Here is a 12157-nt window from a genome sequence, read left to right as displayed (position 1 = left end):
ATGGTAGTGAAGTAAGTCGATTTGATTGTTGAGACGGGTTAGCGCGCAAAAACCTCTAAGCAGATGTCTAAGGCGGTTCTATCAGTTGCGGCGATCGCTTCTATGCGTCTGTCATAGTCACTCAAGCTAATCATTTCACCTGGCTGGTAAGTCCATTCAGCATTGGGAGTGTAAGGAGGAAGAACGCGCGTTGCATCCACGATCGCATCCCCATCAACAAAGCCTTTAAAGCAAGCCATCTTAGAGGATGAAATCGTATCGACGCCAATGACAATACGTCCCCATTTTTCTAGGACTAGCGAGCGCTCATCGATCAGTTCACTAGACGTTGGTTCTGCGTAATAATGCTCGCCATCTGGCAGCTCGGATAGCACTAGAGCAAGATTTTGTACCGGCTGAGACATGCCTAGCAGCAGCATTACGAGTGGTGTAACTGCATTCATCAAAAGTCTAGTGAGGCTTCTAACCAAAGTGTATTCAATATAACGACATTCAACGTAAAAATCAGGGACATTGCTTAGTAGCCTAGTTACCGTTCATACATCTAAGACTCATACATTCTAAGACTGAGAAATCGCAGCTACTTCTTTCCATCGCTTCAGTAACGACATCCACTAAACGGCATCTATCGTAACGGTTTCAATGATTATGGCGATCGCTCCCTTATCCTTGCTAGAAGAAGACTTTTCAGGTAACTTTCCACCTTCTGGTTGGACATCTTTCAGCGGCGAGGGTGAAGCGGATGCCGGTGAGACTTACTTTCCAGGTAATCAAGACTGGTCGGTCGGTTCTTTAGGTGGCAATAGCGTTGCCTTCGTATTTGGCGAAGACATCGAGGATGGCCTTGCTCAAGATTGGCTAGTGACTACGCTGCTGCAGCCTACTGTGGCAAACAGCACGCTCTCATTCGACGCGCTGACGTTTCCAGGCAACGCGCCAACGAATTTCGCGATTCAAGTTTCTACTGACGAGCAGGCCGATCAGGCTAGCTATGAGACCGTTGCCGCATACACCTCCGATGACTTCACAGGGGATTTTCAAACCTTTGAGGTGGATCTAAGTGCTTACACGGACGAATCGATCTATGTAGGCTTCGTCATGGAAAATGATGACGGCGATACCTGGGTGCTCGATAACGTAGAGGGAATTCCACTAGCGCCGGATGTATTGGTTTCGGTTCCTGGTGAGCAGTTTGGCCTGAGTGAGGGCGGCACCGAGCAGACTCTAATTGTGGAGCTAACCACGGCCCCTACTGAAGCGGTGAGCGTCAGCTTTACGACCGATACCACCGAAGTCACAGCGGTTCAACCGCTTACCTTTACGCCCACAAATTGGGAGACGCCGCAGCTAATTACCTTCACTGCCGTTCAAGATGACCTAGATGAAGGCGAAGAAGCCATCACAGTCGGCGTTGAAGTGAGCAGCACCGACCCGGCTTACAATGCGGTGGTCGCAGAGGACATTGAAGGCACCATTGTCGATGCAGCCATTCCGTTTTTCTCCAGCTATCGCACGGTAGAAGAAACCTATGGAGACTTAGAGGCACTGGCGGCTGATAATCCAACGCTGGCCACCTGGACCGACATTGGCGACACCTACGACAAGCTCACACCCGGCGGCCCCGAAGGTTACGATATCTTTGCCCTCAAGCTCACTAACGAGGAATTTACTCCAGCCGATGGCGACGAAAAGCCGGTTTTCTACATGCAGGCGGCTATTCACGCGCGCGAATACACTACCACTGAGCTGGTAGCTCGCTTTGCCGAGGAGCTGGTCGCAGGCTACGGCGTCGATCCAGACACCACATGGCTGTTGGACTACAACGAAATTCACATTGTTCCTATTGTCAATCCCGATGGGCGCAAGATTGCTGAGCAAGGCTATCTATGGCGCAAAAACACAAATCCCAATCCTCAGCCGGGCGCTGAACCGGCCCCATTCCCAACCTACGGAGTGGACCTCAACCGCAACTACGGTTTTGAATGGGCTAATGGCGTTGCGGCTGACGGGACAACGGGTATCGGCTCTAGTGACGATCCGGCCTCGACTGGCTATCACGGTAGCGGTCCCTTTTCGGAACCTGAAAGTACTGCTGCCAGTGAGTACGTGGCGACCCTGTTTGAACCCAATGGTCCCGAACTGCTCAATGATCCAACACCTGAACTAGAGCGGATTTATGCGCCGGTTCCAGACGACATTTCCGGTATTTATATCGACTACCACAGCTTTGCTGAGGCCATTCTCTATTCCTGGGGTTGGGCGGAAGGACTAATTGCCCCCAATGATGAGGAACTGAGCAATCTAGCTCGGCGGTACAGTTTTTTCACAGGAGCGGTTGGAGAACCCTATGACGCTCTACCGGCGCAGGTATTTGGCGCTGTGGGCGGTGCGACAGATGACTGGGCCTATGCGACTTTTGGCATCCCTGGTTTGACGCTGGAGATAGGGACTAGTTTCTTTCAGCCCAGTGAGGATTTTGAGAACGAAATCCTACCTGACAACATTCCGGCTATGTACTATACGGCCAAAGCAGCAAGGCGTCCCTATCAAACACCCTTTGGGCCCGAAGTCCTAGGTGGAGCACTGGCCCGGCCCCAGGTCACTGCGGGTACGGCGGTGGAACTAACAGCGATCGCCGATGATGCTCGCTATGCCGACAGTGACGCAATCGGCAACGGGGCTGACGAGATACCCTCGACGTTTCAAAACATCGCTGCCGGGCGCTACTCCATTGATGAGCCTTCCTGGATACCCGATGTTGAGCTGTTCGCGATGACGGTTGCTGATGGCACTTTTGACAGCGCTGTTGAGTCCCTGACCGCGACGATTGATACGACTGATTTTATGCCGGGACGCTACACCATTTTTGTGGAAGGGCAGGATGCTGATGGCAACTGGGGTGTGCCCACGGCAGTCTTTTTGGACATCGTGCCGACGCCAGCGAATGCAACGGTCATGGAAGGCTCAGCCCTTGCTGAGACCCTGGTAGGACAAGGCCAGCCTGATGTGATTTATGCGCTGGGCGGCGATGACACTGTTGCCGGCGGCTTAGGGAACGACGTGCTGTTTGGTGAGGACGGCGACGATGTACTACGCGGTGATCGCAACAGCCGCAACCCGGGGGGAGCTGCCGGCGGCGATGACATTATCTATGGCGGTAACGGGAGCGATCGCATCGGCGGCAAATCTGGTAATGATTCACTCTACGGTGATGCGGGTGACGACTTCATCTGGGGCGACGATGGTGATGACCTAATCTGGGGCGGTCGCGGCAATGATGTCTTAACGGGTGACGATAATTCTGGCGGCAGCGGCAGTGATACCTTTGTCTTGGCCTTTGGCGACGGTACGGATACGATTACCGACTTCGAGGTTGGCACTGACCTCATTGGTCTGTTTGGCACGCTGAATTTCGGTCAGCTATCAGTCAGCCAAGCTGAACAGAACGCCCAAATCGAGTTTGGTGACGAGACGCTAGCGATTCTGCTAGGGATTGAGGCAGAGGCGCTAACTGAGTCCTCTTTTGTCCTGGCCTAATTCTGGTCTAAGTTGATTCAGCTTGATCGAGCGTGCCAGACATGCTTCGCTGCGTACGATCACTCAACTGTTTCAACAAGTACTTGGGATCTTCGACATAGCCTTGACGAGCATAGAATTTATGAGCGCTACTGCGTCTGATATGACAGTGAACCTCAATGCGATCACACTGTCGCTGGATGGCTGACTCGACGATCGCCGCTTCCATACGCTTACCGATGCCTCTTGACCGGCGCTTATGATCGACGCAGAAGTAGCTAATTCGACAGAAGTCACCTTCCACGCCGAGCTGAGGAATAAAGTGTAGCGACGCAAATCCAATAATCCTGTCTACGTTCTCAATAGCCACGATGAGCTGGGCATCAGAATGTTGAATCAATCTATTCAGCTTATTTTCTACAAAGTCGGTGGTTGCTGCATAGCCTAGCTGTCCTAGCAGTTCAGCTATCTGAGAGGCATCTTGTAATCGTCCGTCACGGATTCTCATGACTCTTCTTTCCTAGATCGATATTGTTAGTTGAACAACAGTCTTGGTTGAACAAATTAGTTGTTCTATCAAAAACTCTTTTATATGTGTAACGAACAGCAGCTATACACCACCTGTCACGTTAATGAAGATGCCGGTTGTGAAAGAAGATTTGTCTGACAATAGCCATAGAACTGCCTGCGCAACTTCTTTGGGTTGGCCGCCTCGCTGTAGTAGGACAATAACGTTAGTCGAGAACACTCGGTTTAACCGCGCTAGGTTCATATCAGCACTCATCTGCTGTTCTAAAACACTTGCGTTGTCGACCAAAGCGGTGAGTGAGCCAAGCTGCCGGTCTACTTCACGAAAGAGAAAGATATCAGCTTCTGAAATCATATCGGCGGCCTTAAAAGCCGATTACTATGAGTGGTTATCTGACTAAGTTGATAGAGAGTCCTCTGCTTTTGATAGCTTGTTGGATATGACTGAATGTGACAGTTTTAGCCTGTTTGGATTGGGCGATCGCTACTGCCGCTTGGGCAATTGCGCTTAGCTCCCCACCGCTCACCTTTATCTGTATTGCCAAATTCTCCCAGTTAATTTGATCGCTGCAGACGACGCCAGAAAACGCCTGTCGCAACAGCGTTTTTCGAGCTAGTTTGTGGGGTAAAGGAAACGTAGAAATCGTATCCATCTGCTGTCGCCAGCTCGCCTTGATAGTATGCAAATAGCGAGTGCTAAACAATGTCAAACTGGGTGCGTTTTGTCTTTTTCGCAGCCACTGCAGTAGCGCCGCCGCCGGTAGATCAGCGCGGTGACCAAACCAAGCCGAAGCGGACTTAATCAGAAGAACGGGATAGCGAATAGCGTCGAGGGTGAGCAGAACCGAGAATGCGTCCTCAAGATGAACCTCAGCGAGATCAAGTTCGCATAGCGGTTGGCGCAGAGAAGTCGCGATCGCCCCTGCTGCCATTGTCTTTCCTGTACCCCTGGTTCCGACGAGTATCGCTGTCTGTCCTGAGCGGGTTTGGGTAAGCAAGCTCGCAGATGTCTGTTGACAAAGCGTTTGCAGTTGTGAGATCACTGGGACTGGCAAAATTAACTGATCCCAGGACACCGTTGGCTGACGAATTTTTACCGCGCGAGTAGCTGCAGTAGGCGCAGGCAGTGCTGGGACTGATTGAGCCTGAGGGGTGGCAAGCCGCTTGAAGAGCACTTGCTGGTCAGGCTGTTCTTCAAGTAAGTAATCTACCCATTCCTCGTTTAGCTGTAAGTAGCTGCTAAGCCGGGTTGTGACCTGCGGCGCTACATAGCGAAGAATCTGCTTTTTAACAAGTGACTGTGGCCCTGTCAAACTTGCTCTAGCCCGTCGCCGTTCTAGATCATTGCGACACAATAGCCGCAGCGCCAGGTCGAGCATTGGCAAATCGCAGGCTCGCTTACTATCTTCACCCGTTTGCAAGAAGTGATAGAGCTGACCATAGCGCCGGCTTACCTCAGGCGCTAGCACCATCAAAATCAAGTTTTTTTCGAATAGGGTCAGATTTAGATAGTTGCGCAAGGACGGCAGCGCTAGCACTATATTTTCTTCAGCCGTTAGCTTGATTCGATTTTCGAGCTGATCTTGATAGCCTATCGACTTGCGCGAATGCGATGTGGGCACTACCTGACGATCGTCGTAGCCTGGACTAGGCACTAGAATAACGCCCTTCCACCAATGACTGCTTACCGTATCAGCATGGGTAGCCGCCACTTTTCGCACTTCTTTTGTCTCTTTCTTCTGGCGGGCAACCGCTAGCATCAGCAGCCGATCTAACCAGGCTAGCTCCGTCTTCAGATACGCCCAATTGTCTGCAAATGGTATCTGATCAACGCCCATCCTCAATCCGCCGAATAAATTCCAAAGGCAGCCCGTCTATATCTGCGATGAAAGCAACTTCATAGAGATGATCGCCAATCTGCTGCTGCTGCGGTTCTAACAGAACGCTGAGCCGCCCGCCAGTGGCTTGGGACTGTGTACGTAGGCTCCCCAACCAAACCGGCAAACTCTCAATCTCATCGGTTAAATCAAACGATAGGTGATAGTAGCCGGTGTAGTGCTCGTCTACAAAAGCATCTAGTGCGGGTCTTGGTTCTGGCACTTGGATTAGCTCAATTCGTCCGCCTAGGCCTGTCATCCAGCAGGCCAGGGTGATCCCAGCAGTGAACTGGGTTTCAATTTCAAACCCTAGCCGTTCGTAGAATGCGATCGCCTGATGAATATCCGACGTTTTGATCGAAGCGTGGTGCATGAGAAATTACGAAGGATGAGAACTTAGAAACGAATCAAAAATTAGAGGGTCATCTGCCTAGTCAAACATCTTCAGATATCGATATTGAGTCGGTACGCCCGGTTCCTTTTCCAAATCAAAGTTCACTACTGCCCACTGCGGTGTCACCGAAGCTGGCTCACTAAAACTCACCGGCAATCCATACAGTTTGGGAATCTTTTCACGCCCAGAACTTTGCCAGGGTGCGCCGTGCTCTAAATACGGACTCATCAACTGCCGGTAGCGCTCAGCAATGATTACCCTAGTCGCCCGAAAGCCCTGAGTGTATAGTCGATCTAGCTCCTCATGAATCTCAAACCGGATGCCGTCTGGGTGCGTATGCTGCCGATACCACCGGTCTTGCCAGCGTCGCCAGTGTCGCCCCGACTGCACATGTACCAGCTCTTCAGTTTTAGGGTTGGCTTCAAATGCGCCGTGACGAGAGCACAGATAGCTATCTGTCAGTACCAAAGCCGGAATCGTCTGACGGCAGTGAGGACAGTGTACTTCCGGGCCGAATATGGGATATTGAGAGGCGGAGCCTAGCATCAAAAGTCTCTATAGCTGAGGAGGGATCTGAGTAATTGATGAGTCGAGATGATTTGGCTGGGTGGTGGATGCCGCAACCTAAAGATATATTAGTCGACTTCTTATAGCTAGCGGGGCGTCCTCGCAAATTCAACAATGTCCTTATCAGAGCCTTCTATTCATTCATCTACCCATTCCCTTTTAGAACCACCAGATCTTAGCTCAGCCGCTTTTGTTGCCGACAACGCTACGGTAATCGGCAAAGTCAACCTCAGCCAAGGTGCTAGCATCTGGTACGGCGCTGTTGTGCGAGGCGATGTCGAAATTATTGAAATTGGTAAGCACACGAATATCCAAGATGGCGCGATACTACACGGCGATCCTAACCAGCCCACGGTTTTAGAAGCCTATGTCACGGTTGGTCATCGTGCTGTCATTCACAGCGCTTATATTGAGGTCGGCTGTTTGATTGGGATTGGCGCAATTGTCTTGAACGGGGTTCGAGTTGGTAGTGGCAGCATCATCGGTGCTGGGGCAGTTGTTAGCAAAGATGTGCCACCGCGATCGCTTGTGGTCGGTGTCCCTGGTAAAGTCCGCCGCGCCGTCTCAGAAGCGGAGACCCTAGACCTGATTGAACATGCTAAAAAATACGAGAGACTGGCTCTCGTTCATTCAGGCAAGAGTGGAGTTTCAAGCTTTGATTGGAACGATGAAATATGAATTTATCAAAGATGAATTCATACGGCTCAACTCTCTACAAGGTACTAGTCATTTAAAGGCACTAATCAGCTAAAGACACCAATCATCAAAAACACCAGCCGATTCTTCCCTTTCAGGCTTAGCACTCATCGTTCATACGTCATGGTTTAGATCGCTTTTCGATGCCTGCAAAATTTTTCGTTCCCACAGTCTCTCTCCAAACCCAGCTTGAACAAATTCTTGATACGGTTTGGGAGACCTACCCTCATCTGGCTCAAAACCAGATTGCTGTTACCTGGATTGCCTATAGCCCGCCTTATCGAATCAACACAGGCGGGGCGCTTAGTGCTGAAGAATTCTGGAAGTATCAACCTGAAGGCGCCAGCTATCGAGGCGTAGAACTCATTGAACCAGGCAACCTGGCCTATCTATTCTATTTAGTAGCTATTCATGTCTGGCTAGAGCAAGGGATGGTACAGCCCGCTGCCGATACCGAGCAAGCGATCGCCAATATGATTCAACAAGGCAGTCATGATGCTGCTAGCTACCTAGTCGACGTCCTTAGTGGTGTCTCCAGTGGCCCGGTGCTGCCCGAAGGTCCTATGGAAACCTGGAAGTCTCAACGTAATATTGTCAATCGCTACTTCTCACAGCTCGGTTGGCCAGAGCTACGGTCGATTAATATCAATCAAAAAACCTGGCAGGAAGGTCCCTACGGTCGAGAGCGGATGTTCTTTGGTAAGACGTTTGACAATCGTAATCAGCTAAGCACGGAGGCGATCGCGCGGCTGCTGCACAGCATTATCGGCGGCGTATCGGTGACAAGTCCCCGGTCCCAGTCGATGATGACTCTGCTCAAGGCCCAAACGGACTCGGCCAACATTGGCTTGTCCCCAACAGCTGATGTTTGGCAAATGGCGACCATAGACGATCAGATCAGCCATAGCGCCACCTATGTCGAAGCGCAAGGCGCTCACCCCTACCTGCTAGTGACCTTGAGTGAGCATGCGGCTGGTATCTCTAACCAAGAAGTGATTGCCTTAGTGAATCAATTGGTATTTGAGCGATCGCAGAGCAACTTTGAAACGGCCAGCACACCGTAGCCATTTTTGATTTTCCTGTGTAAACCCGTCATTCAAGCGAATAGCTTTGGCGATTTTTCTTAGCTCTGGTCACGCCAGAATCGATCCCCTAGACTTGTCAGCTTGGGCAAGAGTGATGTTATGGTATAGATGGCTCGGACCCGCGCAATTACAACGCCTAAATCTTGTCAGGACCGGAAGGTAGCAGCAATACGGGATGCTTGTAATAGGCGCGGACTTCGGGCCTCTTTATTTTTAAAGCAGGCTTTAAAGCAAGAAATATCCGTAGAAGAAGCGCTTGATTCGGGTTTGCTCACCTTTTTGGGACGGTTTAAGCGGTGGTTATTTCATGAAAGGCTATTTATCCTAGAAGTATCTAAACCCCAACCCTACTTTTCAAGATTAGTGAGGCAACATCCATGGCAGGCTTTGGCGACTTAGTACAAAAGGCTTTTTACCTGGGTGTTGGCATCGCTTCTTATGCTGGAGAGAAAGCAGGCGGTGCATTTGGCGATCTGCGCGGACAGGCTCAAAAGCTAGTTGATGAGCTAGTCGCTAGAGGTGAACTTACGACCGAAGAAGCTCAAACGATGATGAACGACATGGTAGAAAGGGCTCAAGCAGCAGGACAGGGTCCTGCCTCTACTACCACAAGTAGCAGTGCTACAGCTTCTAGCGAGCCTCGGCAGATTCAAATACTAGACGACGATACAACACCTGAAGAGAGGCAGGCTGAAGCGTTACGCCAGGAAGTGGAAGCTCTGCGTGACGAGTTGAAGCGGCTGAAGTAGCGTTTTAATCTTTCATTAGTATATTTGTGAGAGTATTCCTACAGGGCGAATTTTCTATAGAATCTTTCTTCTACAGCAGACGAGCAGAGGCAAAGCGATGGATGATTGGTTAAAACAGCTACAAGACGAATTCAATACAGCTACTAGGGAAGCTAGTGAGCTATTAGAAGAAGTCGCTAAAGAAGCTGCAAGAGAAACAGAAAGAGCTGCCGATCAGCTGATCGAAGCTTCTAGCTTGATGATAGATGAAGTAGATAAAGTAATCGGGCCTGCTGTTAGAAGTTGGAGCGATCAGATAGATGACTCACTAGAAGCTGGATTTCTCTACGTAGACCAGCATCTCACCCCTTGGATAGCAGAAGTGGCCATGCCTGTGACTCACACTGTTAATCCTTGGCTACAAAACCATCCGACCTGCGTAGGCTGCCGCAACTATCATGGGACAGTGTACGGCGATGAAATGATGGTCTGTGCAATGCATCCCTATGGGCCAGAAACTGATAGCTGCCGTGACTGGGAGTCAATTTGGCCTAGTGATCAAGAATCGTGACTACTTAGTAGTGGATAAAAATGTCCTACCGGTCCTTGGCCACGGCCGATCGAGAGTGCGTGTCTTAGCGCCTGTGTGACGTAGTGTTTGGCTTCAACTACAGCGGTGAAGGGCAATTTCCCTTTGGCAAGATTAGCTGCGATCGCACTAGAAAGGGTACATCCAGTTCCATGCGTATTCTTCGTATTCACTAGCTCAGTAGTCAAAGTCTCTAATTGCTGACCATCGAACCAAACATCTATCCCGCGCAGCTCGTTCTCGAAGCCACCTCCTTTGACTACCACAGTCTTCGAGCCGAGATCATGAATTTTTTTAGCAGCCAACTGCATATCGGCTAGCGTATCAATTTGCATAGCCGCTAAGATTTGAGCTTCGTAGCGATTTGGAGTCAAGACGGTCGCTAAGGGTAACAGTTGATTTATCAGCGCGGCGATCGCACCGTCATCAACCAGCTTAGCTCCAGCTCGTGAAACCATTACTGGATCAACCACTAGCTGTTCAACTGGCTGTGCCTTCAGATACTTGGCTACTGCCTCGATGATCTCCTGATTTAGCAGCATCCCCGTCTTAGCTGCTTGCACACCCATATCGCTAACAACTGCCGTGATCTGAGCAATCACAGCCTCAGGTGCCAACGCATCCACGCGACTAACGCCCATTGTATTTTGAGCGGTCACACAAGTCAGTGCGCTAGTCCCATGAACTCGATGAAACGAGAACGTACGTAAGTCAGCCTGGATACCTGCGCCGCCACCGCTATCAGAACCTGCGATTGTTAGGGCAACCGGGATCGCACTCATCGATTACGACGACGCTGTAAGAAATCAGGAATATCTAGATTGGGTGAAATTACTGGTGGAGTCTTCACTTCTTCGGTCGATTCCTCTTTTAGGGGCAAACTAGATTCTTCTAGAGAGAGGCCCGACGTGCGATCCATTGGTGTTACCTTGGAGCTAGCCATAGAAGGAATGCTGCGACTCTCCATACTAAAGCCTGTGGCGATCACTGTGATTCGAACCTCACCTTGCAAGCGGTCATCGATCACCGCCCCAAAGATGATATTTGCATTGGGATCTACCGACTCATAGATAATCTCAGCGGCCTGGTTGACTTCATGTAGGGTCAGATCGTTTCCGCCTGTGATATTAAAGACGACGCCCCCTGCACCGTTGATAGAGGTTTCTAGCAGTGGGGAGGAGGTCGCTGCGATCGCGGCCTCTCTAGCTCTAGATTTACCAGAGCCTACGCCAATTCCCATCAGCGCCGAGCCGGCATCAGCCATCACTGCTCTCACATCGGCAAAATCGACGTTAACTAGACCAGAGATAGTAATGATGTCTGAAATGCCTTGAACGCCCTGCCTCAAAATATCATCAGCCACTCGAAACGCTTCTTGCACTGGTGTTTGCTCAGAAATCACAGACAGCAGCTTATCGTTTGGAATAATGATTAAGGTATCAACACAAGCTTGCAGTGCCGCGATGCCGCTGTCTGCTTGAGACGTTCGCCGCCGACCTTCAAACGTGAACGGGCGAGTAATCACGCCCACAGTCAAAGCACCCGCTTCTTTCGCACACTCAGCCACGACCGGAGCGGCCCCGGTACCGGTTCCCCCGCCCATGCCTGCGGTAATAAAGACTAGGTCTGATCCCTCTAAAGCTTGAAAGATTTCATCGCGAGATTCTTCTGCCGCTTTTTGTCCAATAGAGGGATTACCGCCAGCGCCTAGACCTCTAGTGAGCTTCTGCCCAAGCTGCATTGCATTCGTTGTGCTTGAATAGGTCAGTGCCTGAGCATCGGTATTTACCGTCCAAAACTCAATACCTACCAACCCAGTGTCTATCATCCGGTTCACAGCATTACAGCCACCGCCACCGACACCGATCACCTTAATTCTTGCAACGCTGCTTGGTACTATATCTCCGTTCATCGGCTCTTCCGCTGACAGCGCACTGCCATTACTAGCTGCAGTAACTGATTGTACACCTGACCCATCGTTCGCATAAGAATCTGTGTGAAGGGATGCGTTATTCATAGGGCGAGCTGATATGTTTGTCTAACGTGTATAAGTAGAGGATAGAGTTAACTCAAGGAATAGAGTACAAGTTAACTAAGAGAAACCGACTGATACAACAGAGTTTTAAGAGTGCCAACGTCATTAGCCGTTACCTCTCGGCTGCCTTTTATGGTCTCTT

The 12157-nt window shown here is 50.4% G+C and carries 13 protein-coding genes and 1 other RNA gene; 6 read left to right on the top strand and 8 right to left on the bottom strand.

All coding sequences use genetic code 11. From position 1 onward, the window contains the following. Window positions 1-38 precede the first annotated feature (38 nt). A complete protein-coding gene (locus S7335_RS04875; protein WP_038015638.1) occupies window positions 39-443 on the bottom strand; it encodes a hypothetical protein in 405 nt (134 codons plus the stop codon). A 205-nt stretch (window positions 444-648) separates the two neighbouring features. Here S7335_RS04875 and S7335_RS25720 point away from each other — a divergent pair, with 205 nt between their 5' ends. Further along, on the top strand, window positions 649-3537 hold the full coding sequence (locus tag S7335_RS25720; RefSeq protein WP_198011348.1) for a M14 family zinc carboxypeptidase: 2889 nt from the start codon (window positions 649-651) through the stop codon (window positions 3535-3537). Between the two features lie 7 nt (window positions 3538-3544). Here S7335_RS25720 and S7335_RS04865 read toward each other — a convergent pair whose 3' ends face one another. From S7335_RS04865 to S7335_RS04845, 5 genes are all read right to left on the bottom strand, one after another. Beyond that, window positions 3545-4024 (bottom strand): GNAT family N-acetyltransferase, encoded by a 480-nt coding sequence (locus S7335_RS04865; protein ID WP_006456650.1) that lies wholly within the window; start codon window positions 4022-4024, stop codon window positions 3545-3547. A 102-nt stretch (window positions 4025-4126) separates the two neighbouring features. Next, window positions 4127-4399, bottom strand: a complete 273-nt coding sequence (locus S7335_RS27240; RefSeq protein ID WP_006456592.1) for an SDR family oxidoreductase — start codon at window positions 4397-4399, stop codon at window positions 4127-4129. Between the two features lie 34 nt (window positions 4400-4433). Continuing rightward, on the bottom strand, window positions 4434-5882 hold the full coding sequence (locus tag S7335_RS25715) for an AAA family ATPase (protein WP_006453445.1): 1449 nt from the start codon (window positions 5880-5882) through the stop codon (window positions 4434-4436). Continuing rightward, a complete protein-coding gene (locus S7335_RS04850) occupies window positions 5872-6294 on the bottom strand; it encodes a VOC family protein (RefSeq protein WP_006457296.1) in 423 nt (140 codons plus the stop codon). The genes S7335_RS25715 and S7335_RS04850 overlap by 11 nt, the downstream gene beginning before the upstream one ends. 57 nt (window positions 6295-6351) lie before the next feature. Further along, on the bottom strand, window positions 6352-6861 hold the full coding sequence (locus tag S7335_RS04845) for a TIGR02652 family protein (RefSeq protein ID WP_006456317.1): 510 nt from the start codon (window positions 6859-6861) through the stop codon (window positions 6352-6354). Between the two features lie 135 nt (window positions 6862-6996). On the opposite strand from S7335_RS04845, the gene S7335_RS04840 reads away from it, so the two are divergent. The 5 genes from S7335_RS04840 (at window position 6997) to S7335_RS04825 (ending at window position 9962) form a co-directional block, all read left to right on the top strand. Then, entirely contained in the window at window positions 6997-7560 is a 564-nt protein-coding gene (locus tag S7335_RS04840; RefSeq protein WP_006455757.1) for a gamma carbonic anhydrase family protein, read from the top strand. Between the two features lie 161 nt (window positions 7561-7721). Further along, window positions 7722-8642, top strand: a complete 921-nt coding sequence (locus tag S7335_RS04835) for a hypothetical protein (RefSeq protein WP_006457704.1) — start codon at window positions 7722-7724, stop codon at window positions 8640-8642. A 131-nt stretch (window positions 8643-8773) separates the two neighbouring features. Next, window positions 8774-8871, top strand: an RNA gene (gene ffs / locus S7335_RS26640) — signal recognition particle sRNA small type. Between the two features lie 169 nt (window positions 8872-9040). Then, complete coding sequence (locus S7335_RS04830) at window positions 9041-9412, top strand: phasin family protein (protein ID WP_006456626.1); 372 nt, start codon at window positions 9041-9043, stop codon at window positions 9410-9412. Window positions 9413-9509: 97 nt separating this feature from the next. Continuing rightward, window positions 9510-9962: a hypothetical protein gene (locus tag S7335_RS04825; RefSeq protein WP_006453437.1), complete on the top strand. Its 453-nt coding sequence runs from the start codon at window positions 9510-9512 to the stop codon at window positions 9960-9962. Here S7335_RS04825 and thiD read toward each other — a convergent pair. Together thiD and ftsZ are read right to left on the bottom strand one after the other, a co-directional pair. After that, on the bottom strand, window positions 9950-10762 hold the full coding sequence (gene thiD, locus S7335_RS04820) for a bifunctional hydroxymethylpyrimidine kinase/phosphomethylpyrimidine kinase (RefSeq protein WP_006457705.1): 813 nt from the start codon (window positions 10760-10762) through the stop codon (window positions 9950-9952). The genes S7335_RS04825 and thiD overlap by 13 nt on opposite strands. Next, on the bottom strand, window positions 10759-11997 hold the full coding sequence (ftsZ, locus tag S7335_RS04815; protein WP_006457598.1) for a cell division protein FtsZ: 1239 nt from the start codon (window positions 11995-11997) through the stop codon (window positions 10759-10761). The genes thiD and ftsZ overlap by 4 nt, the downstream gene beginning before the upstream one ends. Window positions 11998-12157: the final 160 nt, after the last annotated feature.

Source organism: Synechococcus sp. PCC 7335 (genome assembly GCF_000155595.1).
Taxonomy (GTDB): domain Bacteria; phylum Cyanobacteriota; class Cyanobacteriia; order Phormidesmidales; family Phormidesmidaceae; genus Phormidesmis.
The sequence above is the reverse complement of the archived record's forward strand: the minus strand, read 5'-3'. Positions and strand labels throughout refer to the sequence as shown.